This window comes from Pseudomonas persica, assembly GCF_900291015.1.
Lineage (GTDB): Bacteria > Pseudomonadota > Gammaproteobacteria > Pseudomonadales > Pseudomonadaceae > Aquipseudomonas.
The window spans coordinates 1-26,798 of record NZ_OLKL01000044.1; the positions used below are offsets into that span (position 1 = coordinate 1).

Sequence of the window (26,798 nt, forward strand, 5' to 3'; positions counted from 1 at the left end):
AACGCTGAAGAGAATTTCTCTGGCGCGCTGACTTGTGCCTGGAGATTGCTGAAAGAGGCCGAAGACGGTTCTACTGAAAAATTGCCTTCGGCCATAGAATCTCCCACAGGGTCCGCGCCAGGTTCAAGGCAGACGCTATACCTGTGGGAGCGGGTTCACCCGCGAACCGGGGCGAAGCCCCGGCCAGGCCGCATCAACTGGCCGGCCGAACCGCCCGCCACAATTTCCCCGCAATGCCCACCACCGCCAGCACCACGGCACCCGCCACAACCCCGACGCCGCCGTTGAGCAGCGCCACGGTCAACGCCCCGCCACGCCCTTCGCTGAACGCCTCGATGGCATGATGCAGCGGCCCGATGCCATGCACCAGGATCCCGCCACCGACCAGAAACATCGCCGCCGTGCCGATCACCGACAGGCTCTTCATCATGTACGGCGCGGTCCGCAGGATGCCGTTACCGAGCGCCTGGGCCAGGCGCGATGCCTTGCGGGTCATCCACAGCCCCAGGTCATCGAGTTTGACGATGCCTCCCACCAGCCCGTAAACGCCGATGGTCATGACAATGGCGATCCCGGACAGCACGATGATCTGCTGGCTCAACGGCGAGTCAGCGACAATGCCCAGGGTAATGGCGATGATTTCCGCCGACAGGATGAAGTCGGTACGCACCGCGCCCTTGATCTTGGTTTTCTCGAACGCCACCAGATCGACATTGGCATCGGCTATCGCCTCCTTGCGCGCTTCATGCTCGGCGTCATCCTCGGCCTTGCTGTGCAGGAACTTGTGTGCCAGCTTCTCGAAGCCTTCGAAGCACAGGTAGGCACCGCCCAGCATCAATAACGGCGTCACCGCCCAAGGGATGAACGCACTGATCAGCAGCGCCGCCGGCACCAGGATGGCCTTGTTCACCAGCGAGCCCTTGGCCACTGCCCACACCACCGGGATCTCACGCTCGGCACGCACCCCGGTGACCTGCTGGGCGTTCAGCGCCAGATCGTCGCCCAGCACGCCTGCGGTCTTTTTCGCCGCCACTTTGGTCATCACCGAGACGTCATCGAGCACCGTGGCGATGTCGTCGATCAATACCAGTAGACTGCTTCCTGCCATGTTTGCCTGTATCCAGAAGAGTGAGTGCCCAGGATTCTAGCCCAAAGGCGCTGCCTTGAGCGCCCGTCGAGCCCGGTGCTACCATGCCCGATCCCTCTTAGAGGTGGCCAGACACGAGGAAGATCCCTGACCATGAGCACCATTCGCGAGCGCAACAAGGAACTGATCCTGCGCGCGGCCAGCGAGGAATTCGCCGACAAGGGCTTCGCCGCCACCAAGACCAGCGATATCGCGGCCAAGGCCGGCCTGCCCAAGCCGAACGTGTATTACTACTTCAAATCCAAGGACAACCTCTACCGCGAGGTTCTGGAAAGTATCATCGCACCGATCATGCAGGCGTCGACCCCGTTCAATGCCGACGGTGACCCGAAGGAAGTGCTGAGTGCGTACATTCGCTCGAAGATCCGCATTTCCCGCGACCTGCCGCATGCGTCCAAGGTGTTCGCCAGCGAGATCATGCACGGTGCCCCGCACCTGTCGCCGAACCAGGTGGCGCAGTTGAACGAGCAGGCGCGGCATAACATCGAGTGCATCCAGCGCTGGATCGACAGTGGGCAGATCGCCCATGTGGACGCGCATCACCTGATGTTCAGCATCTGGGCTGCGACCCAGACCTATGCCGATTTCGACTGGCAGATTTCCGCGGTGACCGGCAAGGCCAAGCTGGCCGACAGCGATTATGACGCGGCGGCCGAGACCATCATCCGCATGGTGCTCAAGGGCTGTGAGCCAGAGGTGGCCTGACCCCCGGCGCTGGCTTCTTCGCGGGTGAACCCGCTCCCACAGGGACACCACGAGCTTCAAGCCTGTGATGATCCTGTGGGAGCGGGTTCACCCGCGAATGGGCCGCAACAGGCAATAGAGACTCAGGCAGCTACTCCGGCATCCGCCTTCAACCCCACCTCCTCGATCGCACTGATCGCGCACTGCTCGTCGATATCCGACGTATCCCCGCTGATCCCTACCGCACCCAGCACCTTGCCGTCCTGATCACGCACCAGCACACCACCCGGCGCCGGCACCACCGGCCGCTCGCCCAACCCGTTCAGCGCGGCAAAAAAAGCCGGCCGCTGCTGCGCATCCAGCGCCAGCAAGCGCGAGCCCTTGCCCAGGGCAATCGCCCCCCAGGCCTTGCCGGTGGCCACCTCGGGCCGGATCAGGCTGGCGCCATCCTCGCGTTGCAGCGCCAGCAAGTGGCCGCCGGCGTCCAGCACCGCCACGGTCAATGGCGCGGCGTTGATCTTGCGGCCCGCCGCCAGCGCGGCATTCACCAGGCTGACCGCGACTTTCAGGTTCAAAGCGTTCATGGAAAGGTCCTCTTCTTGTTGTGAGAAGCCCGGAGGGCAGTTGAAAACCGATAGAACAAATAGAACACAACGAAAGATTTTTTTGTATACAATATTTTGAAACGATCGTATGCGATGGCGCAAACCTCCGTTTTCACGGGCGCTCGAACGAAAGCGACATCCGCCGACGAAAACCCGTTGACCTGAGCGGCCAGCCGTGAATACACTCTGGCGCAAAGCAAGTTGTATACAATTACAAAATCGATGAGGCACAAACCATGAGCAAAATGAGAGCAATCGATGCAGCCGTTCTGGTCATGCGCCGTGAAGGTGTAGATACCGCGTTCGGCATCCCGGGGGCTGCCATCAACCCGTTGTACTCGGCCCTGAAGAAAGTCGGTGGCATCGATCACGTCCTCGCTCGTCACGTCGAAGGCGCCTCGCACATGGCCGAGGGTTACACCCGTGCCAACCCGGGCAACATCGGTGTGTGCATCGGCACCTCCGGCCCAGCCGGCACCGACATGGTCACCGGCCTGTACAGTGCCTCCGCCGACTCCATCCCGATCCTCTGCATCACCGGCCAGGCCCCCCGTGCGCGCCTGCACAAGGAAGACTTCCAGGCTGTCGACATCACCAACATCGTCAAGCCGGTCACCAAGTGGGCCACCACCGTTCTGGAACCGGGCCAAGTGCCTTACGCCTTCCAGAAGGCCTTCTATGAAATGCGCACCGGCCGCCCAGGCCCGGTACTGATCGACCTGCCGTTCGACGTGCAGATGGCCGAAATCGAATTCGACATCGACGCCTACGAGCCGCTGCCGGTGCACAAGCCGTCCGCCACCCGCGTACAGGCCGAAAAAGCTCTGGCCCTGCTCAATGATGCCGAGCGCCCACTGCTGGTTGCCGGTGGTGGCATCATCAACGCCGATGCCAGCGACAAGCTGGTCGAGTTCGCCGAACTGACCGGCGTACCGGTAATCCCGACCCTGATGGGCTGGGGCACCATCCCGGACGACCACGCACAGATGGTCGGCATGGTCGGCCTGCAGACTTCGCACCGCTATGGCAACGCCACCCTGCTGAAATCCGACCTGGTGTTCGGTATCGGTAACCGCTGGGCCAACCGCCACACCGGCTCGGTCGACGTCTACACCGAAGGCCGCAAGTTCGTGCACGTGGACATCGAACCGACCCAGATCGGCCGCGTGTTCACCCCGGACCTGGGTATCGTTTCCGACGCCGGCAAGGCACTGGACGTGTTCCTTGAAGTGGCCCGCGAGTGGAAAGCAGCCGGCAAGCTGAAGTGCCGCAAGGCCTGGCTGGAAGACTGCCAGCAGCGCAAGGCCAGCCTGCAGCGCAAGACCCACTTCGACAACGTGCCGGTCAAGCCGCAGCGCGTTTACGAGGAAATGAACCAGGTATTCGGCAAGGACACCTGCTACGTCAGCACCATCGGCCTGTCGCAGATCGCCGGTGCGCAGTTCCTGCACGTGTACAAGCCACGCCACTGGATCAACTGCGGCCAGGCCGGTCCGCTGGGCTGGACCATCCCCGCCGCCCTCGGCGTGGTCAAGGCCGATCCGAAGCGCAAGGTGGTCGCGCTGTCGGGTGACTACGACTTCCAGTTCATGATCGAAGAACTGGCGGTGGGCGCGCAGTTCAACCTGCCCTACGTGCACGTACTGGTAAACAACGCCTACCTGGGCCTGATCCGCCAGGCGCAACGTGGCTTCGACATGGATTACTGTGTACAACTGGCGTTCGAGAACATCAACTCGACCGACGCCGCCACCTACGGTGTCGACCACGTCGCCGTGGTCGAAGGCCTGGGCTGCAAAGCCATCCGCGTGTTCGAGCCGGCGGAGATCGCCCCTGCCCTGCTCAAGGCCCAGAAGATGGCCGAAGAGTTCCGCGTGCCGGTGGTGGTCGAAGTGATTCTCGAACGTGTGACCAACATTTCCATGGGCACCGAGATCAACGCGGTCAACGAGTTCGAAGACCTGGCCCTGGTCGGCAACGACGCGCCAACCGCCATCTCGCTGCTGGACTGATCGCCTGACGCCCCCAGGCACGCCCTGGGGGCCTTCATCGCAAGGAGACAACTCATGCCTCGCTTCGCTGCCAACCTGTCCATGCTGTTCACCGAACAGGACTTCCTGGCCCGCTTCAAGGCTGCCGCCGATGCTGGTTTCAGCGGTGTCGAATACCTCTTCCCGTACGATTTCAGCGCTGCCGAAATCAAGCAGCAGCTGGACGCCAACGGCCTGACCCAGGTGCTGTTCAACCTGCCGGCGGGTGACTGGTCGAAGGGTGAGCGCGGTATCACCTGCCACCCTGACCGCGTCGAGGAATTCCGCGCCGGGGTCGACAAGGCCATCGCATACGCCAAGGTGCTGGGCAACACCCAGGTCAACGCGCTGGCCGGCATTCGCCCACAAGGCCCGGACTGCGCCACCGTGCGCAAGACCTTCGTGGAGAACCTGCGCTACGCCGCCGACAAGCTGAAAGCCGCCGGGATCCGTCTGGTCATGGAAATGATCAACACCCGCGACATCCCCGGCTTCTACCTGAACACCACAAAACAGGCCCTGGAAATCCAGGCCGAAGTGGGCAGCGACAACCTGTTCCTGCAGTACGACATCTACCACATGCAGATCATGGAAGGTGACCTGGCTCGTACCCTGGAAGCCAACCTGAAACTGATCAACCACATCCAGCTGGCCGACAACCCCGGCCGCAACGAGCCAGGCACCGGCGAGATCAACTACCGCTTCCTGTTCGAGCACCTGGACCGCATCGGCTACCAAGGCTGGGTGGGCGCGGAATACAAGCCGCTGACCACCACCGAAGCGGGCCTGGGCTGGCTGAAAACCCATAACGCAATCTAAAGACTCAGCACAGCCTTCTGCGGGACGCAGGACACTGTGGAAGCGGGTTCACCCGCGAACACCGGCGAAGCCGGTGCCATCCACCGCGGTGTCTGCTTCGCGGGCGAACCCGCTCCCACAGGGGGCCCGTGCAGCCTGCCCCATCGAGATTCAACAAATACAACGAGGTAATCTCTCATGGCTAAAATCGGTTTCATCGGCACCGGCATCATGGGCAAGCCCATGGCTCAGAACCTGCAGAAAGCAGGCCACAGCATCTTCGTTTCCACTCACCACGACGCTGCACCGGCCGACCTGATCGCCGCCGGCGCCGTGGCCCTGGCCAACCCGAAAGAGGTTGCCCAGGAAGCCGAGTTCATCATCGTCATGGTCCCCGACACCCCGCAGGTCGAGAGCGTCCTGTTCGGTGACAACGGTGTGGCCGAAGGCGTGGGCCCAAACAAAGTCGTGATCGACATGAGCTCGATCTCCCCTACCGCTACCAAAGCCTTCGCCGAGAAAATCAAGGCTACCGGCGCTGCCTACCTGGACGCCCCGGTGTCCGGCGGCGAAGTCGGTGCCAAGGCTGCGACCCTGAGCATCATGGTCGGCGGCTGCCCGAAAGCCTTCGAGCGCACCCTGCCGCTGTTCGAAGCCATGGGCAAGAACATCACCCGCGTCGGTGGCAATGGCGACGGCCAGACCGCCAAGGTGGCCAACCAGATCATCGTTGCCCTGAACATCCAGGCCGTTGCCGAAGCCCTGCTGTTCGCCGCCAAGAATGGCGCCGACCCGGCCAAGGTACGTGAAGCACTGATGGGCGGCTTCGCCTCATCGAAAATTCTCGAAGTGCACGCCGAGCGCATGATCAAGGGCACCTTCGACCCAGGCTTCCGCATCAACCTGCACCAGAAGGACCTGAACCTGGCCCTGCAGGGTGCCAAGGAACTGGGCATCAACCTGCCCAACACCTCCAATGCCCAGCAAGTGTTCAACACCTGCCAGGCCCTGGGCGGCGGCAACTGGGACCACTCGGCGCTGATCAAAGGCCTGGAGCACATGGCCAACTTCTCGATCCGCGACGACAAATGATGTGAATCCGGGGGCTGCCTTGCAGCCCAATCGCCGGCAAGCCGGCCCCCACAGGGATCGCACAATCCCTGAATCCTGTGCAATACCTGTGGGAGCTGGCTTGCCGGCGATGAATTCCACACCTTTGAACCTGCGACCACAGGTTCAAAGGTGGCACCGAGCAACACCCGCCCCTGGTTCGGCCTGCACGGAGGCAGTTCCAGGGGCGTTCTTGATTGTGCAGAACAACAATAATCTGGGAGCCTGCCATGTCGGTCGATCCGCAAAAACTTCTCCGCGAGCTGTTCGACACAGCCATCGCCGCCGCCCACCCCCGTCAAGTCCTCGAACCCTACCTGCCCGCCGACCGCAGCGGCCGGGTCATCGTCATCGGCGCCGGCAAGGCCGCAGCCGCCATGGCCGAAGTGGTCGAGAAAAGCTGGCAGGGCGAAGTCTCCGGCCTGGTCGTAACCCGTTACGGCCATGGCGCCAACTGCCAGAAGATCGAGGTGGTCGAAGCGGCCCACCCGGTCCCCGACGCCGCCGGCCTGGCCGTGGCCAAGCGCGTGCTGGAACTGGTCAGCAACCTCGATGAAGACGACCGCGTCATCTTCCTGCTGTCCGGCGGTGGTTCAGCGCTGCTGGCCCTGCCTGCCGAAGGCCTGACCTTGGCCGACAAGCAGCAGATCAACAAGGCGCTGCTGAAATCCGGCGCCACCATCGGCGAGATGAACTGCGTGCGCAAGCACCTCTCGGCGATCAAGGGCGGCCGCCTGGCCAAGGCCTGCTGGCCGGCCACGGTGTACACCTATGCCATTTCCGATGTACCGGGCGACCTCGCCACGGTGATCGCCTCCGGCCCTACCGTGGCCGACCCGAGCACCTCGGCCGATGCCCTGGCGATCCTCAAACGCTACAACATCGAAGCACCCCAGGCGGTTATCGACTGGCTCAACAACCCAGCCTCGGAAACTGTCAAAGCCGATGACCCGGCCCTGGCCCGCAGCCACTTCCAGCTGATCGCCAAGCCCCAGCAGTCGCTCGAAGCCGCTGCGGTCAAAGCCCGCCAGGCCGGCTTCAGCCCACTGATCCTCGGCGACCTGGAAGGCGAATCGCGCGAAGTGGCCAAGGTGCACGCCGGTATCGCCCGGCAAATCGTTCAGCACGGCCAGCCGCTGAAAGCACCCTGCGTGATCCTGTCCGGCGGCGAAACCACCGTGACCGTGCGTGGCAACGGCCGTGGTGGGCGCAACGCCGAGTTCCTGCTCAGCCTCACCGAAAGCCTCAAGGGCCTGCCGGGCGTATACGCCCTGGCCGGTGACACCGACGGGATCGATGGCTCGGAAGAAAACGCCGGCGCCTTCATGACCCCGGCCAGCTACGACCGCGCCGAAGCCCTGGGCCTGTCGGCCAGCGACGAGCTGGACAACAACAACGGCTACGGCTACTTCGCCGCGCTGGATGCGCTGATCGTCACCGAACCGACCCGCACCAACGTCAACGACTTCCGCGCCATCCTGATCCTCGAGACTGCCCAATCATGACGCCTGATAAAAAAGTCAAAATCCTTGCCACCCTTGGTCCTGCGATCAAAGGCATCGACGACATCCGCCAGCTGGTCGAAGCCGGGGTGAACATCTTCCGCCTCAACTTCAGCCACGGCGAGCACGCCGACCATGCCCTGCGCTACCAGTGGATCCGCGAAGTCGAGCAGCAACTGAACTACCCGCTGGGCATCCTCATGGACCTGCAGGGGCCGAAGCTGCGTGTCGGCCGCTTTGCCGACGGCAAGGTGCAGCTGCAACGCGGCCAGGCCCTGCGCCTGGACCTGGACAAGACCCCGGGCGACAGCCGCCGGGTCAACCTGCCGCACCCGGAAATCATCACCGCCCTTGAGCCGGGCATGGACCTGCTGCTGGACGACGGCAAGCTGCGCCTGCGCGTGACTGCCAAGCACAGCGACGCGATCGACACCGAAGTGCTCAACGGTGGTGAGCTGTCCGACCGCAAAGGCGTCAACGTGCCGCAAGCGGTGCTCGACCTCTCCCCGCTCACCGACAAAGACCGCCGCGACCTGGCCTTCGGCCTGGAGCTGGGCGTGGACTGGGTGGCCCTGTCGTTCGTGCAGCGGCCTGAGGACATCGTTGAAGCACGCCAGCTGATTGGCGACCGCGCCTACCTGATGGCCAAGATCGAAAAACCTTCGGCGGTGGAACAGCTGCAAGCTATCGCTGAGCTGGCAGACGCGATTATGGTGGCCCGCGGCGACCTGGGCGTGGAAGTGCCGGCCGAAAGCGTGCCGCAGATCCAGAAACGCATCATCGGTACCTGCCGCCAACTGGGCAAACCGGTGGTGGTGGCCACGCAGATGCTCGAATCCATGCGTTTCTCGCCGGCGCCGACCCGTGCCGAAGTGACCGACGTGGCCAACGCCGTAGCCGAAGGTGCCGATGCGGTGATGCTGTCGGCCGAGACCGCCTCGGGTGACTACCCGCTGGAAGCCGTGCAGATGATGAGCAAGATCATCCGCCAGGTGGAAAACGGCCCGGACTACCAGGCCCAGCTCGACGTGGGCAGGCCAAAAGCCGAGGCTACCGTATCGGACGCCATCAGCTGCGCGATCCGCCGGATCAGCGGCATCCTGCCGGTAGCGGTGCTGGTCAACTACAGTGAGTCGGGCGCCTCGACCCTGCGTGCAGCGCGCGAGCGGCCACGGGCACCGATCCTCAACCTGACGCCGAACCTGACCACCGCGCGCCGCCTGAGCGTAGCGTGGGGCGTGCACTCGGTGGTCAACGACCGCCTGCGTCAGGTCGATGAGGTTGTTTCCACTGCGCTGGAGATTGCCCAGGCGCAAGGCATGGCCAGCCGTGGCGACACACTGCTGATCACTGCCGGTGTGCCTTTCGGCAAGCCAGGCTCGACCAACACGCTGCGGATCGAGACCTTGATCTGAGATTGCCGGGGGCGCTCCGCGCCCCTTTCGCGACACAAGGCCGCTCCCACAGGGCCTGCGCTGGCGCAAGGAAATGCGATCCCTGTGGGAGCGGCCTTGCGTCGCGATTGGAGGGCGCAGCCCTCCCCGAACACCAATACACCAGAACAGCGGAAAACCCGAGGCCCAAAGAGGCCCACCGCGCCCCATCAACCTCACTGACTGCCCCGATGTACACCAAAAATTTCGTCAACCCGTGCCCCGACTGGGCCACGGCGTTACTCCACGGCTTCAGCCAGGTGCTGCTGCTGCGCAACCCTCTGTGCGGCCTGTGCTGCCTGCTGGCCATCCTGCTGACCGCGCCCGACCTGGTCGGCGGCGCCCTGCTCGGCGCCCTCGCCGGCCTGCTCACCGCCCAGGCACGCGGCTACGATCGCGCCGACCGCCAGGCCGGGCTGTACTGCTACAACGGCGTGCTGATCGGCATCCTGATCAGCGCCGTGCTGCCCTGGTCGGCGATCCTGCCGCCACTGATCATTGCCGCCGGCGGCCTGTCCAGCATCATCACCCACCAGTGGCGCAAGCGCGGCGGCAAGCTGCTGATCGCCTACACCGCACCCTTCGTGCTGCTGGGCTGGGCCACACTGCTGATCGCCAGCCCCACGCCCAGCGGCTTCGTCGAAGCCGACCCGCTGTATGCCCTGGCCCGCGGCTTGGGCCAGATCTTCCTGCTCGACCAGCCACTGGCCGGTTTGCTGATCACCGTCGGCATGTTCATCGCCAACCCCTATGCGACGATGTGGGCGCTGATCGGTTCGGCCATCGGTGGCGGTGTGGCGCTGATTGCCGACCAGGCTCAAGCTGCCTGGCTGGGCCTGTATGGCTTCAACGCTGCACTGGCGGCACTGGCCTTCAGCAGGCAAGGCGAAAAGCCTTGGGTGACACTGCTGGCAATCATTATTGCGCTGACTTTGCAGCCGACACTGAACTTGCTGCCGGTCTCCGGCTTGACAGCTCCCTTTGTTATCGCCTGCTGGCTGATGCACCTTGGGATACATCTGAAAAACCAGCACCTCGGTCGCCTACGCGCACGCGCTCAACAACGGTACTGAGTGGAAGCTCTGTGTATGTGTTGTCCTGGGCAAGAGTCCGTCGTTGCCCCTCCAAGGTCACAACAGGAAGCTCGGGGCGTATTGTGCGCTTTTCGAAACCCGTCGTTAACGTTATCGCTGAGCTCCTCGCCCCCTCCCTCCAAGGGATATACAGGTCATTTCTGGTCAAGTATTCACCGGGTACCAAATGCTCACGTGAAGCCCCAATTGGAGAGACATCTACAGAAAATCCGACAGCCGTCCTCGCAAACTTGAAGGTAGTCGCACTTGCTCCTTCGACGCGAATGAGATTTAGTGGCCTCTCATCGAGCATCTTGAAAAACGGTTTGAGAGGCTTCTTTGGAAGCCTGTGCTGCTTAAGCAGTGCCGTTAATCCGGTGCCCGCCCTGCCGCTTGAGTCCACCTTGTTCACCGGATCGCCATTACAATACATATACGCATTGATTCCACCCTCCGCGAACGGGCTCAGCTCATCAGGGCTATTGAAACGCATCAACCGCGTATTTAGCTGGCGATAGCCATTGCCCAATGGATAATTGTGTTCGCAGATATCGCGCCAATATCCGCAGAACCCGAGCAGACGGCTGGAGCCACCTGATCGCTCATACCCGTAAGGACCATACACAACCACCTCAACTCGAACGCGCGCGCTCATAAAGCCTCCTTTGTGCGAATGGCCAATTGTCGGAGAGTTTTTGGCCCCACAGTACTGGCAATTCTGTCAGGTGCTCTCGACTGCTCTCACTTGTACGGCCATGGCGCGCCCTCTAGTCTTACTGCCACCGCATTCTTGACCATCAACTCCATGTCCGATTTACAAACCTTGCGCGAACGCCTCTACATCATGGTCTTCCAGACCGATACCGTAGCCGGTCGCCGCTTCGACAAGATCCTCCTGCTGATCATCCTGGCCAGCCTGGTCACGGTGATCCTCGACAGCATCGACGAGGTACACCAGGGCTACGCCGGCCTGCTGGCCGGCATCGAGTGGGGCTTTACCGCGATCTTCCTGGCCGAGTACCTCACCCGGCTGTACTGCTCGCCCAAACCCTTGCGCTACGCCTTCAGCTTCTATGGCCTGGTCGATCTGCTGGCGATCGTGCCGGGGATCATCGCCCTGTACTACAGCGACGCCCAGTACCTGCTGATCATCCGCGTGATACGGATGCTGCGGATTTTCCGTGTGCTCAAACTCAGCCCGTACCTCAAGCAGGCCAATTACCTGATGGAGGCGCTGCGCGGCAGCAAGCAGAAGATCATCGTGTTCCTGGTGACGGTATCGACCCTGGTAACGGTGTTCGGCACGCTTATGTATGTGATCGAAGGGCCTGAGCATGGCTTCAGCAGCATCCCCAAGGGCATCTACTGGGCCATCGTTACCCTGACCACGGTGGGCTTTGGCGACATCGTGCCGCAGACCCCGCTGGGGCAGGTGCTGTCATCGCTGGTGATGATTACCGGTTATTCGATCATCGCCGTACCGACCGGGATCTTCACCGCCGAACTGGCCAATGCCATGCGCGGGGAGCAACTGCAGCATGATTGCCCGACCTGCAGCAAGAAGAGCCATGAGCATGGGGCGGCGTTCTGCTCCCGCTGTGGGAATGTGCTGTTTCCCAAGCAATGATGTCGTCTGCTCCGGCCCCTTCGCGGGTGAACCCGCTCCCACAGGGACTGCACACAGCTCTGGCCTGTGGTGGTCCTGTGGGAGCGGGTTCACCCGCGAAGGGGCCGGCACAGGCGGCATAACCAAAGTGTTTTTTGTTCTTTAACCGCCACAAACCCACCCGCTATAGTCGCAGGCAAACTGCCAACACCTTCTCGATAACAAGGAAGCAACGTGAAAAAGCTCTTCACCGCCTCGCTGCTCGCCGCAGGCCTTGCCTTGGGCAATTTCGTCCAGGCCGCCCCAACAACCCTGCTCAACGTTTCCTACGACGTGATGCGCGACTTCTACAAGGACTACAACCCGGCCTTCCAGAAGCACTGGGAAGCCGAGCACAACGAGAAGGTCAACGTGCAGATGTCCTTCGGCGGCTCAAGCAAGCAGGCGCGAGCGGTGATCGATGGCCTGCCGGCCGATGTCATCACCATGAACATGGCCACCGACATCAACGCCTTGGCCGACAACGGCAAGCTGCTGCCGGACAACTGGGTGAGCCGCCTGCCGAACAACAGCGCGCCGTTCACCTCGGCCACTGTGTTCATCGTGCGCAAGGGTAACCCCAAGGCGCTGAAAGACTGGCCCGACCTGCTCAAGGACGGCGTACAGGTAATCGTGCCCAACCCCAAGACTTCGGGTAACGGCCGCTACACCTACCTGTCGGCCTGGGGCTATGTGCTCAAGCAAGGCGGTGATGAAAACAAGGCCAAGGAGTTCGTCGGCAAGCTGTTCAGGCAGGCGCCGGTGCTGGACACCGGTGGCCGTGCCGCCACCACTACTTTCATGACCAACCAGATCGGCGACGTGCTGGTAACCTTCGAGAACGAGGCCGAGATGATCGCCCGCGAGTTCGGCCGCGACCAGTTCGAAGTGGTCTACCCGAGCGTGTCGGCCGAAGCCGAGCCGCCGGTTAGCGTGGTCGACAAGGTGGTGGCGAAGAAAGGCACCCAGGCCGCGGCCGAGGAATACCTGAAGTACCTGTGGTCGCCAGCCGCCCAGGAAATTGCCGCGCAGAACTACCTGCGCCCGCGTGATGCAACAGTACTGGCCAAGTACACCGACCGCTTCCCGAAAGTGGACTTCCTGTCGGTGGAGAAGACCTTTGGTGACTGGCGCACCGTGCAGAAGACCCACTTCAATGATGGTGGGGTGTTTGACCAGATCTACAGCAACAATCAGTAATTGATGTAGGCAGGGCCGGCCTCTTCGCGGCTAAAGCCGCTCCCACAGGGCCCCCACAGCCCTCAGGTTTTGCGCAGTACCTGTGGGTACGGGTTTACTCGCGAAGAAGCCAGCAAGGGCAACATCAGACCTGGCGGAATACCAGGGCCTTCAAGCCCCCCGCCGGGTCCACGTCAGGAAACTCCGGCGGGTTCTCCAGACGCTCGACAAATGCCAACGCCGGCGCCTGCTCCGCCATTCCCTCGATCAGGAACTCCGGCCCGATCCCCGGGTCGTTCACGCACGCCAGCACCGTCCCGCCCTCGCTCAACAACTCCGGCAGACGCCGCAGGATCTTCGCGTAATCCTGGGTCAGCACAAAACTGCCGCGCTGGAAGGTCGGCGGGTCGATGATGATCAGGTCGTAAGGCCCGTACTTGCGCACCTTGCCCCACGACTTGAACAGCTCGTGCCCCAGGTACGCCACCCGCGACGCATCGTGGCCGTTCAGCCGGTGGTTGTCGCGGCCCCGGGACAACGCCGACTTGGCCATGTCCAGGTTCACCACCTGCTCGGCGCCACCGGCAATTGCCGCCACCGAGAAACCGCAGGTGTAGGCGAACAGGTTCAGCACGCGCTTGCCCGCCGCCTGCTCGCGCACCCAGCGCCGGCCGTAGCGCATGTCGAGGAACAGGCCATTGTTCTGCCGCACGCCCAGGTCCAGCAGGTAGGTCAGGCCGTCCTCGACCACCTCGCGCTGCTGGCACGGCTCACCCAGCAGCCACTGGCCCGGGCTGTCGGGCAGGTAGCGATGCTGGATCAGGATGGCCTGACCTGCCCACTGCGGGCGCTCGGCAAGAGTGCGCAGCATGGCCTCCAGTTCGGCCAGCTGGCCTTCAGCCGGCTCGCGGAACAGGGCGACCGACAGTATGCCTTGCAGCCAGTCGACGGTGACCTGCTCCAGGCCCGCCCAGCAGCGGCCACGACCGTGGAACAGGCGGCGGGTTTCCTGCGGGGCAGGGTCAAGAGCGGCGAGCAGGTGTTGCTCCAGGGTCTGGATCGGCGAAGTCATCATGGGTCGCAAGCTGGTAAAAGCGGCATTCTACCCCCTGAGGGCGCTTCGCGCCCTATCGCCGGCAAGCCAGCTCCCACAGGTCCTGCGCAAGCTTCGAGACCTGTGCAGTACCTGTGGGAGCTGGCTTGCCGGCGATAGGCCGCAAAGCAGCCTCAATGGCCGTTGACCGCCAGGGTCCTGGGCCGGAACCACCACCCCTGCTGCATCCCCGCCGCCGCCAACAGGATCAACGCCACCCCCAGCCACTGCAGCGGCGCCAACCGGTGCCCGAACGCCACCCAGTCCACCAGAATCGCCGCAATCGGGTAAATGAACGACAGCGCCCCGGTCAACGCCGTGGGCAAGCGCTGGATGGCGCTGTACAGCAGCACATACATCAAGCCGGTGTGCACCATGCCCAAGGTGACCAGGCTGGCCAGCGCTGGCACTTCACCCGGCAACCCGCCAAGCTTGACCCACGGCGCCAGCAACAGCGCACCCGTGGCCACCTGGATAAGTGCGATCAGGTGCGGTGGCGTGCCGCTCAGGCGTTTGATGATCAACGCCGCAATGGCATAAAGGAACGCCGCCCCCAGCGCCAGCGCAATACCCAGCAAATAGTCCTCACCGCCACCCTGCCCCGCGCCATGGGCACTGACGATGGCCAGCATGCCGAGGAACGCCACACTCAGCCAGGTAACCTTGGCCAGGGTGATTTTCTCGCCCAGGAACACTGCCGCCAGCCCCACCAGCACGAACGGCTGCACGTTGTACACCGCCGTGCCGATGGCAATCGACGCCCGCGAGTAGGAAGCGAACAGCAGCACCCAGTTGCCGACGATGGCCACACCGCTGGCGATCGCCAGCAGCAACGCCGTGCGGCTGATCACGCCCGGCCGCAGGAAACCGAACCCCGCGCAAATCGCCAGCAAGGTCACGACACCGAATACGCAGCGCCAGAACACCACCTCGAGCACCGGCTGGCCGGACACCAGCACGAACCAGCCGATGGTCCCGGAAATCAGCATGGCGGCAACCATTTCCAGCGAGCCACGACGCAATGAATTGTCCATCTCACACCTCCTGTTGACGATGGCCACAGTATGCAAAGGATACCGACAGCCCTTCCAGCGGATAACGAAGGCAGACTTGCATGTTTGCCTTTACTATCAAGGCAAATTACCTGAATGGCCTGATGAGGTGACCATGACCGATGCCATCGACCAATTGCTGATCAACGCACTGATGGAGGACTCGCGCCGCTCGCTCAAGGCCCTGGCGCAGATCAGCGGGCTGTCAGCGCCCAGCGTCAGTGAACGCCTGCGCCGCCTGGAGGAGCGCGGTGTGTTGCGCGGTTACACCGTGGAGGTCGACCCGCGCGCCTTTGGCTACCAGCTGCAGGCGATCGTGCGCATCCGCCCGCTGCCCGGGCAGTTGCAGGAGGTCGAACGGCAAATCATCGCCATTCCCGAGTTCACCGAATGCGACAAGGTCATCGGCGAGGACTGCTTCATTGCCCGGCTGCATGTCCGTTCGATGGAGCAGCTGGACACCCTGCTCGACCGTCTCTATACGGTGGCCGAGACCAATACCGCAATCATCAAGAAAACCCCGGTGAAACGGCGGTTGCCGCCGATGGACTGAGTTTCGCCTGTACGGGCCTCTTCGCGGGTAAACCCGCTCCCACAGGATCTCGACCGACCTGAATGCTGTGGGGTACTTGTGGGAGCGGGTTCACCCGCGAAGAGGCCGGCACAGGAAAAAGCTGACTAATTTTTGTACACAAGAATGTCACCATAAGTGCCATTATTGTGTGCACTTTCTAAATTAACGCCCCAATACGTTACACACTTCCCACAACTAATTCTGACCAGTTGATCAACTAAGTAGCCCGCCAAAAATTAAACCTGTTCATCTGGTCAACTTATACCCTCTTCATTTCATCAACTTATATTTCAACAAGATAGATTCGAAATGATGGCCAGCTGAAAGTTGCTTTGCCCTTGGCATGGAACTCGCTTTTGTGTGTTGGTGTTTTGTATACAACTTTAGCAAAACATAAATACACAAGAACCCGCGACGCCGACCCAACATCGGCCGCCGCGCCCCAAACCCTGAGATGCCAACACTGCACCGACGAGATGGCGAGCCCGTGCGCATGCCCGCTCATCGCAGTCCACGTGCATCAGGAGCCCGCCGGAATGAGTACCAGCCTCGACCTTGCCCCTGAACTATCCGTCGCCAGCAACCACCCCGCTTCCCCTCTTGCCGGCCACCAGCCGGAACTTGCCCTGAGCCCGCGCCTGCACAACCGTGACCTCGCCCCGACGCGCGTCGAAGGCCGTCGCTGGGGCGGCTACAGCATCTTCGCGCTGTGGACCAACGATGTGCACAACATCGCCAACTACTCGTTCGCCATGGGCTTGTTCGCCCTCGGCCTGGGTGGCTGGCAGATCCTGCTGTCGCTGGCCATCGGCGCGGCGCTGGTGTACTTCTTCATGAACCTTTCCGGTTACATGGGCCAGAAGACCGGCGTGCCGTTCCCGGTCATCAGCCGCATCGCCTTCGGCATCCACGGCGCGCAAATCCCGGCGCTGATCCGCGCGGTCATCGCCATCGCCTGGTTCGGCATCCAGACCTACCTGGCTTCGGTGGTGCTGCGCGTGCTGCTCACCGCCGTATGGCCGCAAATGGCAGCCTACGACCATGACAGCATCCTCGGCCTGTCGAGCCTGGGCTGGGTGTGCTTCGTGTCGATCTGGCTGGTGCAACTGGTGATCCTGGCCTACGGCATGGAGATGGTGCGCCGCTACGAGGCCTTCGCCGGCCCGGTAATCCTGCTGACCGTCGCCGCCCTGGCAGTGTTCATGTACTTCAAGGCCGACGCCCGCATCGCCTGGTCGGTGGCCGAGCCGCTGACCGGCGTTGATATGTGGCGCAACATCTTTGCCGGTGGCGCATTGTGGCTGGCGATCTACGGCACCCTGGTGCTGAACTTCTGTGACTTCGCCCGCTCCTCGCCATGCCGCAAGACCATCCGCGTCGGCAATTTCTGGGGCCTGCCGGTGAACATCCTGGTGTTCGCGATGATCACCGTGGTGCTGTGCGGCGCACAGTTCCAGATCAACGGCCAGATCATCGACAGCCCGACCCAGATCGTCGCCGCCATCCCCAGCACAGTGTTCCTGGTACTGGGCTGCCTGGCCTTCCTGATCGTCACCGTGGCGGTGAACATCATGGCCAACTTCGTCGCCCCGGCCTTTGTCCTCAGCAACCTGGCACCGCGCCACCTGAACTTCCGCCGCGCCGGGCTGATCAGCGCCACCCTGGCGGTGCTGATCCTGCCGTGGAACCTGTACAACAGCCCGCTGGTGATCGTGTATTTCCTGTCCGGCCTGGGCGCCCTGCTCGGCCCACTGTACGGGGTGATCATGTGCGACTACTGGTTGCTGCGCAAAGGCTGCATCAACGTGCCGCAGCTGTACAGCGAAGACCCGGCCGGCGCCTACCACTACACCAAGGGTATCAACCTGCGCGCGGTGGCCGCCTTCGTGCCGGCCGCACTGCTGGCCATCGTCCTGGCCCTGGTGCCCAACTTCCACGGTGTGGCGCCGTTCTCCTGGCTGATCGGTGCCAGCATCGCCGCCGCCCTGTACCTGCTGATCGCGCCACGCAAACGCCAATACCACGACGTCAGCGGCGAATGCATCGCCGTTGACCACAGCAGCCATTAATCAGGGAGGACTGCCCATGCGTATTCTGATCGCCAACGTCAACACCACCGAAGCCATCACCCAAGCCATTGCCGAACAGGCCCGCACGGTAGCCGCACCCGACACCGAAATCATCGGCCTCACGCCATGGTTCGGTGCCGAGTCGGTGGAAGGCAACTTCGAAAGTTACCTGGCCGCCATCGCGGTGATGGACCGGGTGCTGGCCTACGAGGGCCACTACGACGCCGTGATCCAGGCGGGCTACGGCGAACACGGCCGCGAAGGCCTGCAGGAACTGCTGAACGTGCCGGTGGTGGACATCACCGATGCCGCCGCCAGCACGGCGATGTACCTGGGCCATGCCTACTCGGTGGTGACCACCCTGGACCGCACCGTGCCGCTGATCGAAGACCGCCTGAAGCTCTCCGGCCTGTATGACCGCTGCGCATCGGTACGCGCCAGCGGGCTGGCAGTGCTGGAGCTGGAAGCCGACCCGCAGCGCGCCGTGGAGGCGATTGTCGAGCAGGCAGAACGCGCCGTGCGTGACGACAAGGCCGAGGTGATCTGCCTGGGTTGCGGTGGCATGGCCGGGCTGGACGAGCAGATCCGCCAGCGCACCGGTGTGCCGGTGGTGGATGGTGTAAGCGCGGCGGTGACCATTGCCGAATCGCTGGTGCGCATGGGCTTGAGGACCTCCAAGGTACGCACCTATGCCACGCCAAGGGCGAAGAAAGTGCTGGGTTGGCCGATGCAGTTCGGGCGTTAGGCATCTTTCGCCTGACCTGGCCTCTTCGCGGGTAAACCCGCTCCCACAGGGACCGCATTGCTCTTGGGGCTTGTGCAGTACCTGTGGGAGCGGGTTTACCCGCGAAAAGGCCGGTCCTGCCGAAGCAGCATTCTGGCCAACCGCTGTGTACTCAACGTCATCTCTGTTCAGGCTTCCTGGCAGAGCAGTACCAGCGGATCAGGTCGGGCAGCTGTGCGCACCATCATTCAGGCCCTGACGCACGTTGCGGCTGAGCAGGCTGGCCTTGCCGTCGTGCCAGGTCAGGGTCAGCACGTAGAGGGTGTCGAAGTCGTCGCCGTTCCAGTCCTCGGCAATCACCCGTTCTTCACCCAGGGCCTTGCCAGCCACGGCATTGATCAAGTCAGGGAGGTAGCCGTGCGACCAGGCGGTGTACACGGTCGCGTTGCGGTACTTCTCACGCAGCAGCTCTTCGGCCAGCGCGTCGGTGTCGTTGGCGCCGTAGTCGATGTTTACCGGCAGCCCCAGGCGAATGGCGCTGGGGCTGATGGTCATCAGCGGGCGAATATAGCTGTAGCTTTCGTCCTTGCTGCCTTCCTCGACATGCCGTGAGGGGTTGGCAGCGAACACATAGTCGGCCTTGCCGAAGCGCTCGGGCAACACGCTAGCCAGGTCCAGCGCACGGTTGAGGCCCTGGCAGTTCAACTGGCCCAGCCCTTCGCCCGGCTTCTCGGCGTGGCGCAGGAACACCAGGGTCTGGGTGCCATCCACCGGTTGCGCCCGGCTTTCGACAGCCTCCAGCGCCAGCGGTACGGCGACAACTGTCAGCACCAGGCTCAGCAACCAGTGACGACGACGGCGGAAGAATGTTGACAACTTCATCAAGGCAGGCTCGTGCGGCAGAAAAATCGGGTTTACCCGCCACATCCCCGGCCAACAGTAGCGCGGGGCATCCTTGTAGTGAATGCCGTCCTTGGCAACGAGTGAGGGTAAGAGTGCCCTGAACCCGTTTGGTTCCTCCCTGGAGTTGGATGCCGTTCCCTAGGCAAGGCTTATGCTAGAGGATGGGTGTTGCTGAATTGTGTAGGGCACAAGAACCTCAGGTTGCAATTCGGCCACTCAATCATCCCGCGTCAGCACTTCCAGCAATTCGATCTCGAAGGTCAAATCCGAGTTCGGCGGAATCGCCCCCACGCTGCGTTCCCCATAGCCCAGGTGCGCCGGTACCAGCAGCTTGCGCTTGCCGCCAACGCGCATGCCCATCAGGCCCTGATCCCAGCCTTTGATCACCCGGCCAGTACCGATCACACACTGGAACGGTTTGCCACGGGACCAGGACGAATCGAACGCGCTGCCGTCGGCCAGCCAGCCGGTGTACTGGGTGGTGATCAGGGCGCCTTTGACGGCGGCTTTGCCATCCCCCTCCACAAGGTCGATGATCTGCAGTTCTTGGCTCACGAGGCACACTCCAACGGTGGAAACAAAGCCGCCGTTTTCTCAGGTACGCACCGGTTTGGCAAGCCCCGGTCTTGATCAGCCGAGCTGCTCGAAGGCTTCCTGGCCGGTCAGTTCCTTGGTCTGGTTGGCGAAGCAATACCAGGCGGGCTTCTCTTCGACGAAAATCTGCAGATCGAAATCCCATTCCTGGTCACCGTCGAGCAGGCCGACCGGCACGGCGTGGAAGTCATTGGCCTTGAGCCGGTAGTACAGGTGCGTGCCGCACTGGCCACAGAAGCCGCGCTGAGCCCACTCGGAAGACTCATAGACGCTAGGGGCGCGTCCTTCGATCAGCGGTGGCTGGCTGCAGTGCACCACCAGCAAAGGGCCGCCGGTCCATTTGCGGCACATGCTGCAATGGCAGGCGCTGATATGGGTGTTGTCGACGGTGACCTTGAGCCGGGTGGCGCCACACAGGCAGGTGCCTTGTTTTTCCAGGGCCATGACTGGCTCCTTGAGTGGAAGATGGGCCAGCAAGTATAGATGCCTGTACCGGCCTCATCGCCGGCAAGCCGGCTCCCACCCCGACTGCGCCGCTCTCAGGCCTGTGCAGTAACTGTGGGAGCTGGCTTGCCGGCGATGAGGCCGGTACAGGCAGCACAAGACAGTTACCCAGGGTCAGATGTGCACCGTACCGCGCAGATACAACGCCGCCCGCCCGCTGATGATCACCCGGCCATTACCCGGCACTTCGCACTGCAACTGCCCTTTGCGCGCCCCACCCTGCTCGCAGCTCAGCGCGTTTTTCCCCAGGCGCTCGGCCCATATCGGCGCCAGCGAGGTGTGCGCCGAGCCGGTCACCGGGTCTTCGTTCACGCCAACCCGCGGGCCGAACCAGCGGGTGACGAAATCAAAACCACGGCCTGCCGCCGTCACGGCGATGCCACGCACGTCAAAGGCCGACAGCGCAACGAAGTCCGGTTTCAGGGTGTCGAGCAACAGGGCGTCATCGATCACCACCACATAGTCGTCACTGCGGTACAGCGCCTGTGCCTGGCTCAGGCCCAGCGCTTGCAGCAGGCCTGGCGGGGTATCCACGACGGCCGGCTGCTTGGCCGGGAAGTCCATGGCCAGCAGGCCGTCGGCATTGCGGCTGACACGCAGCTCGCCGCTGCGGGTATTGAAGCGCAGCACCTGCGCCTGCTCGCCCAGTTGCTCGAACAGCACATAAGCCGAGGCCAGGGTGGCATGGCCGCACAGGTCGACTTCCACGGTCGGGGTGAACCAGCGCAGGTCGAAGGTTTCGCCATTGCGCACGAAATAAGCGGTTTCCGACAGATTGTTCTCTTCGGCGATGCGCTGCAGCAGATCGTCCGGTAGCCAGCTTTGCAGCGGGATCACTGCCGCCGGGTTGCCGCCGAACGGTTCGGTGGAAAACGCATCGACCTGGAAGATTTCGAGTTGCATGCACACACTCCTTGTTGCCCGGTCGCGGCCTGGCAGATGTTTGAAAAAGGGTTGCGGGTGTACCGGGGTCAACACGGCCTCGCCGACACCTCTGGGTCAGTTCGAAGCGACATTATGCGGAGTCACTTGCCAGCACAGTCAACAGAAATAACGAGGCGAACCTGTACTGTTCTGCCTGGCTCCAGGCTTGCTCTTGCTCTTGATCTTGATCTTGATCTTGATCTTCGCGACTTCAGGAGGCCGAGCAGAGGTCTTGCGGAGGGAGGTGACGGGCATGGATGCCCGTCAAGCGCTGAGGCCCCATGGATGGGGCCTGCAGCGCGTACTCCCGGGAGCGAGACCGGCGCGAGGGGACCCCGGAGCGCAGCGCAGGGGCCGGATGATGGGAGCGCAGCGTTTTTTGGTTACTTTTTGTCGCGTTTGACAAAAAGTGACTCGCCGTAAGGGCGAAAAGGTGAATAAGCGTCGCCATCGCAAATGGACTATGCGCGAGTTCAAGATCATGGGCCTGCCCCGTGGCAGCGGACGCCAAGAAGCAACGGCAACGGCAACGGCAACGATGCAACTATTGGGCGAACGCACGCCCCAGACCACCCGGCACACCGCTGCTGTCAGTCTCCTGCCACGGCCCATCCGGGCTCAGCGACCAGCTCCAGCCGTTGTCGAAGCGGTAGTAGGTCCGCTGCCGGTAGAAGGTATTGGGCTTCTTCTCCAACACATACACGCCCAGCTTCGGGTCCCAATGGCTCGCCCCGCCCGGTGGCGGCGCGAAGCTGGCCGAGGTGCGTGGCATCGGCTTGGGGGTAGCCGCAGGCTTGCTCGGAGCCGGCTGCCTGTCCGGCAAGGGCTTGACCGCTGGCCCCGGCTGCGGCGGCAGGCGCTCGATCGGTGGTTCGGGCTGCTCGTACGGCTCATGCACCGTACACGCAGACAAACCCAGGGCCAGGGTGATCAGGGTCAGGCGGACGATGCTGTGCATGGCATTGCTCTCTTACGGGTCGGGGCTGTCGATGGTCAGGTGCTGGATGGCCTGGGTGGCGCTGGGCAGTGGCGTGCCTTGGCCAATCCACTCGCCATCGGTTGGCTGGCCAGCGCGTGATACACGTGCAACGAGTTGGACTTCGGCAAAGTCCGACAGTTTCATCTGCGGCATCATGGCGTCAGCATCAGACAATTCCACCTCGATCGGCAACTGCGCCACAGTCACCCGTTTGGCCGCCAGCGGCATGGGCGGGCCATTGCTGGCGCGGGCGAAGATGAACACCGTGTCGTCCGGCTTGACCTTGTCCTTCAGCGCCGCCGCCAGCTCCACGCGCACCTTCAAGCGAGCCGCCACGGGCGCCGTAGCCTGCCCTGGCGAACCACCCAGGCGCTCGCCAGCGCGGTCGATGCCGCCCTGCAACGCCGCACGCGAGGCATCGCCTTCCGGCAACTGCGCCAGCAGGCGCTTCCAGTAATCGATGGCTTCCTGGTAACGCTCGCCCTCGAAGGCGGCGATACCACGCAGGCCGAGGCTGGTCACTTCATTGGCGTCGGCTTTCAGCGCCTCGTCAGTCAGCGCCTGCAACTGCGGGCTCCACTGCTTGTCCGCGGCGAAGTACAGCGCCTGTGCCCACTGCCCGAGCAATTCGGGCTGGCGACCGGCCAGGGCTACGGCGCGCTCGAAGGTGCGCGCAGCATCGGCGGGGCGCTGCTCGGCCATATAGGCGCGACCCAGGAAGTACATGGCCTCGGCCGAATCCGGCTGGGCCTGCACTACCCGTTCCAGGCGGGCAGTCATTTCTTCCATCGACTTGGGCGCCTGGGCAAACTCCTGAGTCAGTTCCACCTTGTCGGCCGCGCCAAAATGCAGGTACAGCCCCAATGCCAGCAGCGGTACCAGCAGCGCCGCCAGCAACGGCAGGGCCTTGCCCAGGTGGCCCTGGCGCGGGGGCTCGGCACCCTCGGTATCGGCCAGCAGCTCACGGGCGGCCTCGTCACGGCCCTTGGCCATCTGCGCCTCGTCGAGCACGCCAGCGGCCTGTTGGCCCGCCAGTTCGGCGACGCGCTCCTGGTACAGGGCCACGTTCAGAGCGGTGCGGTCTTCTTCCAACTGGCGGCCACGGCCACGCAGGATCGGGATCAGCAGGAAGCTGAGGGCAGCGAGCAGCAACAGGCCCGCGCTAAGCCAGAATTCAATCATGGGTCTATTCTTTTTCCAGCAGTTTGGCGAGACGCTCGCGTTCTTCGGCGGACAACTGATTGGCGCCCTGCACGGCCGCACCGCGGCGCCGGCGCACGATCAGCGCCAGCACCACGAAGCCACCGGCCAGCAATATCCCCGGGCCGAACCACAGTAGCCAGGTGCGCCCGCTGAGCGCCGGCTTGTAGCGCACGAAGTCGCCATAGCGGTCGACCATGAAGTCGACAATCTGCTGGTTGCTCTTGCCCTCGCCGAGCATGCGGAAGATTTCCCGACGCAGATCGGCGGCAATCGGTGCATTGGAGTCGGCGATATCCTGGTTCTGGCACTTGGGGCAGCGCAGCTCCTTGGTCAGTTGCTGGTAGCGTTCACGCTCGGCATCGTCGCGGAACTGGTAGGTGTCGATGGCCGCCTTGGCCACGCCAGCCAGGCTCAACCCCAGGAAGAGCCCCAGCACGGCAGCTGCCAGCCCCCGCTTCATGGCCTGGCCTCGTCGACCAGGCCCTGGTACAGCGGCGCCAGCTGCTCACGCCAGACCGTGGCATCGACCACGCCCACGTGCTTGTAGCGGATGATGCCCTTGGCATCGATCAGGAAGGTTTCCGGCGCGCCATATACGCCCAGGTCCAGCCCCAGGCTGCCCTGCTCGTCACGGATGTCCAGCTGGTACGGGTTGTGAAACTCTGCCAGCCACTTCAGGGCCGCCGCATTGTCGTCCTTGTAGTTGACGCCGTGGATCACCACGCCCTGCCGGGCCAGCTGGTTCAGGTACGGATGCTCGACCTTGCACGACGGGCACCAGGTGGCCCACACGTTGACCAGTGCCGGGCGGCCCTGCAAGTCGGCCGCGGTCAGGGTACGGTCGCCCTGGGTCGAGGCCAGGGAAAATGCCGGGAACGGCTTGCCGATCATTGCCGAGGGCAGCTCGTCGGGCTTGAGGAACAGCCCCTTGTAGAGGAACACCGCCACCAGCAGGAACACCGCCAGGGGGACTACCATGATCCAACGCTTCATGCAGCTGCTCCAGACACGCCCAGGGCATCACGCACCCGGGTCTTGACCTTGACGCGGTAGCGCCGGTCGAGGGCCGCCAGCAACCCGCCCAGGCCGGTCAGCAGACCACCCAGCCAGATCCAGCGGACGTAAGGCTTGATATGCACGCGCACCGCCCAGGCGCCGTTCTCCAGCGGCTCGCCGAGGGCAACGTACAGGTCGCGGGTAAAGCCGGCGTCGATGCCGGCTTCGGTCATCATCGACTGCTGCACGGTGTACAAGCGCTTCTCCGGGTGCAGGGTAGTCACTTCACGGCCATCGCGGCTGACCACTACGGTGCCCTTGTCGGAGATGAAGTTCGGCCCTTCGAAGTGCCTGGCCCCCTGGAACAGGAAGTGGTAACCGCCCAGTTCCACGCTCTCGCCCGGCGCCATGCGCAGGTCGCGTTCGGCACTGTTGTTGCTCGACAGCACCACGCCCAGCGCGCACACCGCCAGGCCCAGGTGCGCCAGCTGCATGCCCCAGTAGCTGCGGCCCAGGCCGGGCAGGCCCTTGAGCAGGCCTTTGTGGCGGGTCTTGTCGAGAATGTCGCGCAGCCCGCCAAGCACCACCCAGGCGGCCAGGGCGAAGGCGGTCAGGGTTGGCCAGTCGAAGTCGTCGACGATAAAGCCCGCCACCGGCGCGAGGATGGCGCTGCCAAGCAGCACCGGGGTCATCATGCTGGCCAGCCATTTGCCAGGAGTGTCTTTCCAGCGCACTACCACGCCCACGCCCAGCACCACCATCAGCAGCGCCATCAGCGGCAGGAACAAGGCATCGAAATACGGTGGGCCGACCGACAGCTTGGCCCCGGTCAGCGCATCGAGCACCAACGGGTACAGGGTACCGAGCAGAATCATCGAGGCCGCCACTACCAGCACCAGGTTGTTGGCCAGCAGCAGTGTCTCGCGCGACCACAGGGCAAAGCCGACCTGGCTCTTGACCACCGGTGCACGCAGGGCGAACAGGGTGAGCGAACCACCGACCACGAACAGCAGGAAGATCAGGATGAAAATGCCGCGCGACGGGTCGGCGGCAAACGCGTGCACCGAGGTCAGTACACCGGAACGCACCAGGAAGGTACCCAGCAGGCTCAACGAGAACGCGGCAATCGCCAGCAACACGGTCCAGCTCTTGAACACCCCGCGCTTCTCGGTCACCGCCAGCGAGTGGATCAGCGCCGTGCCCACCAGCCAAGGCATGAACGAGGCGTTTTCCACCGGGTCCCAGAACCACCAGCCGCCCCAGCCCAGCTCATAGTAGGCCCACCATGAACCCAGGGTAATGCCGACGCCGAGGAAGGCCCAGGCAACGATGGTCCAGGGCCGCGACCAGCGCGCCCAGGCGGCGTCCAGGCGGCCGCCGAGCAAGGCGGCGATGGCGAAGGCGAAGGCCACCGAGAAACCGACGTAGCCCATGTACAGCATCGGCGGGTGGACGATCAGGCCAAAGTCCTGCAGCAGCGGGTTGAGGTCGCGGCCATCGGTCGGCACCTGCGGCAGCAAGCGCTGGAACGGGTTGGAGGTGATGATCAGGAAGCTCAGGAAGCCCACGCTGATCATGCCCATTACCGCCAGCACGCGGGCCAGCATCACCTGCGGCAACTGCCGCGAGAACACCGACACGGCAAAGGTCCAGCCGCCGAGGATCAGCGCCCACAGCAGCAACGAACCTTCGTGGGCGCCCCACACGGCGCTGAACTTGTAGTACCAGGGCAAGGCGCTGTTGGAGTTGCTGGCCACATAGGCGACCGAGAAGTTGTCGGTCATGAAGGCATGGGTGAGGCAGGCGAAGGCAAAGGCCAGGAAGGCGAACTGCCCCCAGGCCGCCGGTCGCGCCAGGCTCATCCATAGGCTGTCGCCACGCCAGGCACCGAGCAACGGCACGCTGGCCTGCACGGCGGCAAAGCAGATGGCCAGGATCATCGCCAGCTGGCCGAGTTCGGGGATCACCAGCGCCGCG

26 protein-coding genes are annotated in these 26,798 nt (G+C 63.3%); 12 read left to right on the plus strand and 14 right to left on the minus strand.

All coding sequences use genetic code 11. The features are described from left to right. Positions 1-193 precede the first annotated feature (193 nt). The gene (locus FQ664_RS20000; protein ID WP_144174360.1) at positions 194-1,108 is read right to left on the minus strand and encodes a DUF808 domain-containing protein; all 915 of its coding nucleotides are present in this window, start codon (positions 1,106-1,108) and stop codon (positions 194-196) included. A 132-nt stretch (positions 1,109-1,240) separates the two neighbouring features. On the opposite strand from FQ664_RS20000, the gene FQ664_RS20005 reads away from it, so the two are divergent. After that, positions 1,241-1,852 (plus strand): TetR/AcrR family transcriptional regulator, encoded by a 612-nt coding sequence (locus tag FQ664_RS20005; protein WP_144174362.1) that lies wholly within the window; start codon positions 1,241-1,243, stop codon positions 1,850-1,852. A 122-nt stretch (positions 1,853-1,974) separates the two neighbouring features. Here the strand turns inward: FQ664_RS20005 and FQ664_RS20010 are convergent, their stop codons facing one another. After that, entirely contained in the window at positions 1,975-2,415 is a 441-nt protein-coding gene (locus FQ664_RS20010; protein ID WP_013973539.1) for a GlcG/HbpS family heme-binding protein, read from the minus strand. A gap of 257 nt (positions 2,416-2,672) precedes the next feature. Between FQ664_RS20010 and gcl the strand changes: the two genes are divergently transcribed. The 6 genes from gcl (at position 2,673) to FQ664_RS20045 (ending at position 10,382) form a co-directional block, all read left to right on the plus strand. Then, complete coding sequence (gcl, locus tag FQ664_RS20015) at positions 2,673-4,448, plus strand: glyoxylate carboligase (RefSeq protein ID WP_114168802.1); 1,776 nt, start codon at positions 2,673-2,675, stop codon at positions 4,446-4,448. 54 nt (positions 4,449-4,502) lie between these two features. After that, positions 4,503-5,285, plus strand: coding sequence for a hydroxypyruvate isomerase (gene hyi / locus FQ664_RS20020; protein ID WP_144174364.1), 783 nt, complete (start codon positions 4,503-4,505; stop codon positions 5,283-5,285). Between the two features lie 177 nt (positions 5,286-5,462). Beyond that, positions 5,463-6,356: a 2-hydroxy-3-oxopropionate reductase gene (locus FQ664_RS20025; protein ID WP_025340037.1), complete on the plus strand. Its 894-nt coding sequence runs from the start codon at positions 5,463-5,465 to the stop codon at positions 6,354-6,356. 248 nt (positions 6,357-6,604) lie between these two features. After that, complete coding sequence (locus tag FQ664_RS20035; RefSeq protein ID WP_144174368.1) at positions 6,605-7,879, plus strand: glycerate kinase type-2 family protein; 1,275 nt, start codon at positions 6,605-6,607, stop codon at positions 7,877-7,879. After that, entirely contained in the window at positions 7,876-9,291 is a 1,416-nt protein-coding gene (pyk, locus tag FQ664_RS20040) for a pyruvate kinase (RefSeq protein ID WP_144174369.1), read from the plus strand. The genes FQ664_RS20035 and pyk overlap by 4 nt, the downstream gene beginning before the upstream one ends. A 209-nt stretch (positions 9,292-9,500) precedes the next feature. Continuing rightward, complete coding sequence (locus FQ664_RS20045) at positions 9,501-10,382, plus strand: urea transporter (RefSeq protein ID WP_144174370.1); 882 nt, start codon at positions 9,501-9,503, stop codon at positions 10,380-10,382. On the opposite strand, the gene FQ664_RS28325 is transcribed toward FQ664_RS20045, so the two are convergent. Continuing rightward, on the minus strand, positions 10,294-11,037 hold the full coding sequence (locus FQ664_RS28325) for an RHS repeat-associated core domain-containing protein (RefSeq protein ID WP_144174371.1): 744 nt from the start codon (positions 11,035-11,037) through the stop codon (positions 10,294-10,296). The genes FQ664_RS20045 and FQ664_RS28325 overlap by 89 nt on opposite strands. Positions 11,038-11,187: 150 nt before the next feature. Between FQ664_RS28325 and FQ664_RS20055 the strand changes: the two genes are divergently transcribed. Together FQ664_RS20055 and FQ664_RS20060 are read left to right on the plus strand one after the other, a co-directional pair. After that, positions 11,188-12,009, plus strand: a complete 822-nt coding sequence (locus FQ664_RS20055) for an ion transporter (RefSeq protein ID WP_144174372.1) — start codon at positions 11,188-11,190, stop codon at positions 12,007-12,009. A 213-nt stretch (positions 12,010-12,222) separates the two neighbouring features. Continuing rightward, the gene (locus tag FQ664_RS20060; RefSeq protein WP_144174373.1) at positions 12,223-13,227 is read left to right on the plus strand and encodes a sulfate ABC transporter substrate-binding protein; all 1,005 of its coding nucleotides are present in this window, start codon (positions 12,223-12,225) and stop codon (positions 13,225-13,227) included. A gap of 124 nt (positions 13,228-13,351) precedes the next feature. Here FQ664_RS20060 and FQ664_RS20065 read toward each other — a convergent pair whose 3' ends face one another. Next, on the minus strand, positions 13,352-14,278 hold the full coding sequence (locus FQ664_RS20065; protein WP_144174511.1) for a class I SAM-dependent methyltransferase: 927 nt from the start codon (positions 14,276-14,278) through the stop codon (positions 13,352-13,354). Positions 14,279-14,433: 155 nt separating this feature from the next. Continuing rightward, on the minus strand, positions 14,434-15,333 hold the full coding sequence (locus tag FQ664_RS20070; RefSeq protein ID WP_144174374.1) for a DMT family transporter: 900 nt from the start codon (positions 15,331-15,333) through the stop codon (positions 14,434-14,436). 133 nt (positions 15,334-15,466) lie between these two features. On the opposite strand from FQ664_RS20070, the gene FQ664_RS20075 reads away from it, so the two are divergent. From FQ664_RS20075 to FQ664_RS20090, 3 genes are all read left to right on the plus strand, one after another. Beyond that, a complete protein-coding gene (locus FQ664_RS20075) occupies positions 15,467-15,904 on the plus strand; it encodes an Lrp/AsnC family transcriptional regulator (protein ID WP_085625480.1) in 438 nt (145 codons plus the stop codon). 557 nt (positions 15,905-16,461) lie between these two features. After that, on the plus strand, positions 16,462-17,994 hold the full coding sequence (locus FQ664_RS20085; protein WP_144174377.1) for an NCS1 family nucleobase:cation symporter-1: 1,533 nt from the start codon (positions 16,462-16,464) through the stop codon (positions 17,992-17,994). A gap of 16 nt (positions 17,995-18,010) precedes the next feature. Further along, positions 18,011-18,739: an aspartate/glutamate racemase family protein gene (locus FQ664_RS20090; RefSeq protein ID WP_144174378.1), complete on the plus strand. Its 729-nt coding sequence runs from the start codon at positions 18,011-18,013 to the stop codon at positions 18,737-18,739. A gap of 198 nt (positions 18,740-18,937) precedes the next feature. On the opposite strand, the gene FQ664_RS20095 is transcribed toward FQ664_RS20090, so the two are convergent. The 9 genes from FQ664_RS20095 to FQ664_RS20135 form a co-directional block, all read right to left on the minus strand. Further along, complete coding sequence (locus FQ664_RS20095) at positions 18,938-19,600, minus strand: histidine phosphatase family protein (RefSeq protein ID WP_144174380.1); 663 nt, start codon at positions 19,598-19,600, stop codon at positions 18,938-18,940. Positions 19,601-19,837: 237 nt separating this feature from the next. After that, positions 19,838-20,176 carry an FKBP-type peptidyl-prolyl cis-trans isomerase gene (locus tag FQ664_RS20100; protein WP_144174382.1) on the minus strand — a complete coding sequence of 113 codons (339 nt, stop codon included), beginning with the start codon at positions 20,174-20,176 and terminating at the stop codon, positions 19,838-19,840. Between the two features lie 75 nt (positions 20,177-20,251). Further along, positions 20,252-20,659 (minus strand): GFA family protein, encoded by a 408-nt coding sequence (locus FQ664_RS20105; protein WP_144174384.1) that lies wholly within the window; start codon positions 20,657-20,659, stop codon positions 20,252-20,254. A 174-nt stretch (positions 20,660-20,833) separates the two neighbouring features. Next, positions 20,834-21,622, minus strand: a complete 789-nt coding sequence (locus FQ664_RS20110; RefSeq protein ID WP_144174386.1) for a PhzF family phenazine biosynthesis protein — start codon at positions 21,620-21,622, stop codon at positions 20,834-20,836. A gap of 565 nt (positions 21,623-22,187) precedes the next feature. Further along, positions 22,188-22,601, minus strand: coding sequence for a hypothetical protein (locus FQ664_RS20115; protein ID WP_144174388.1), 414 nt, complete (start codon positions 22,599-22,601; stop codon positions 22,188-22,190). A gap of 12 nt (positions 22,602-22,613) precedes the next feature. Continuing rightward, positions 22,614-23,804, minus strand: coding sequence for a c-type cytochrome biogenesis protein CcmI (ccmI, locus tag FQ664_RS20120; protein WP_144174390.1), 1,191 nt, complete (start codon positions 23,802-23,804; stop codon positions 22,614-22,616). 4 nt (positions 23,805-23,808) lie between these two features. Continuing rightward, a complete protein-coding gene (locus tag FQ664_RS20125) occupies positions 23,809-24,285 on the minus strand; it encodes a cytochrome c-type biogenesis protein (protein WP_144174391.1) in 477 nt (158 codons plus the stop codon). Continuing rightward, positions 24,282-24,818, minus strand: coding sequence for a DsbE family thiol:disulfide interchange protein (locus FQ664_RS20130; protein WP_144174393.1), 537 nt, complete (start codon positions 24,816-24,818; stop codon positions 24,282-24,284). Before FQ664_RS20130 ends, FQ664_RS20125 begins: the two co-directional genes overlap by 4 nt. Further along, complete coding sequence (locus tag FQ664_RS20135; RefSeq protein WP_015271186.1) at positions 24,815-26,788, minus strand: heme lyase CcmF/NrfE family subunit; 1,974 nt, start codon at positions 26,786-26,788, stop codon at positions 24,815-24,817. The genes FQ664_RS20130 and FQ664_RS20135 overlap by 4 nt, the downstream gene beginning before the upstream one ends. Positions 26,789-26,798 lie beyond the last annotated feature (10 nt).

Coding starts and splice junctions, on each gene's coding strand:
- FQ664_RS20000 (WP_144174360.1), bottom strand. CDS start 1,108: ATGGCAGGAAGCAGTCTACTGGTATTGATCGACGACATCGCCACGGTG.
- FQ664_RS20005 (WP_144174362.1), top strand. CDS start 1,241: ATGAGCACCATTCGCGAGCGCAACAAGGAACTGATCCTGCGCGCGGCC.
- FQ664_RS20010 (WP_013973539.1), bottom strand. CDS start 2,415: ATGAACGCTTTGAACCTGAAAGTCGCGGTCAGCCTGGTGAATGCCGCG.
- gcl (WP_114168802.1), top strand. CDS start 2,673: ATGAGCAAAATGAGAGCAATCGATGCAGCCGTTCTGGTCATGCGCCGT.
- hyi (WP_144174364.1), top strand. CDS start 4,503: ATGCCTCGCTTCGCTGCCAACCTGTCCATGCTGTTCACCGAACAGGAC.
- FQ664_RS20025 (WP_025340037.1), top strand. CDS start 5,463: ATGGCTAAAATCGGTTTCATCGGCACCGGCATCATGGGCAAGCCCATG.
- FQ664_RS20035 (WP_144174368.1), top strand. CDS start 6,605: ATGTCGGTCGATCCGCAAAAACTTCTCCGCGAGCTGTTCGACACAGCC.
- pyk (WP_144174369.1), top strand. CDS start 7,876: ATGACGCCTGATAAAAAAGTCAAAATCCTTGCCACCCTTGGTCCTGCG.
- FQ664_RS20045 (WP_144174370.1), top strand. CDS start 9,501: ATGTACACCAAAAATTTCGTCAACCCGTGCCCCGACTGGGCCACGGCG.
- FQ664_RS28325 (WP_144174371.1), bottom strand. CDS start 11,037: ATGAGCGCGCGCGTTCGAGTTGAGGTGGTTGTGTATGGTCCTTACGGG.
- FQ664_RS20055 (WP_144174372.1), top strand. CDS start 11,188: ATGTCCGATTTACAAACCTTGCGCGAACGCCTCTACATCATGGTCTTC.
- FQ664_RS20065 (WP_144174511.1), bottom strand. CDS start 14,278: ATGACTTCGCCGATCCAGACCCTGGAGCAACACCTGCTCGCCGCTCTT.
- FQ664_RS20070 (WP_144174374.1), bottom strand. CDS start 15,333: ATGGACAATTCATTGCGTCGTGGCTCGCTGGAAATGGTTGCCGCCATG.
- FQ664_RS20075 (WP_085625480.1), top strand. CDS start 15,467: ATGACCGATGCCATCGACCAATTGCTGATCAACGCACTGATGGAGGAC.
- FQ664_RS20085 (WP_144174377.1), top strand. CDS start 16,462: ATGAGTACCAGCCTCGACCTTGCCCCTGAACTATCCGTCGCCAGCAAC.
- FQ664_RS20090 (WP_144174378.1), top strand. CDS start 18,011: ATGCGTATTCTGATCGCCAACGTCAACACCACCGAAGCCATCACCCAA.
- FQ664_RS20095 (WP_144174380.1), bottom strand. CDS start 19,600: ATGAAGTTGTCAACATTCTTCCGCCGTCGTCGTCACTGGTTGCTGAGC.
- FQ664_RS20105 (WP_144174384.1), bottom strand. CDS start 20,659: ATGGCCCTGGAAAAACAAGGCACCTGCCTGTGTGGCGCCACCCGGCTC.
- FQ664_RS20110 (WP_144174386.1), bottom strand. CDS start 21,622: ATGCAACTCGAAATCTTCCAGGTCGATGCGTTTTCCACCGAACCGTTC.
- FQ664_RS20115 (WP_144174388.1), bottom strand. CDS start 22,601: ATGCACAGCATCGTCCGCCTGACCCTGATCACCCTGGCCCTGGGTTTG.
- ccmI (WP_144174390.1), bottom strand. CDS start 23,804: ATGATTGAATTCTGGCTTAGCGCGGGCCTGTTGCTGCTCGCTGCCCTC.
- FQ664_RS20125 (WP_144174391.1), bottom strand. CDS start 24,285: ATGAAGCGGGGGCTGGCAGCTGCCGTGCTGGGGCTCTTCCTGGGGTTG.
- FQ664_RS20130 (WP_144174393.1), bottom strand. CDS start 24,818: ATGAAGCGTTGGATCATGGTAGTCCCCCTGGCGGTGTTCCTGCTGGTG.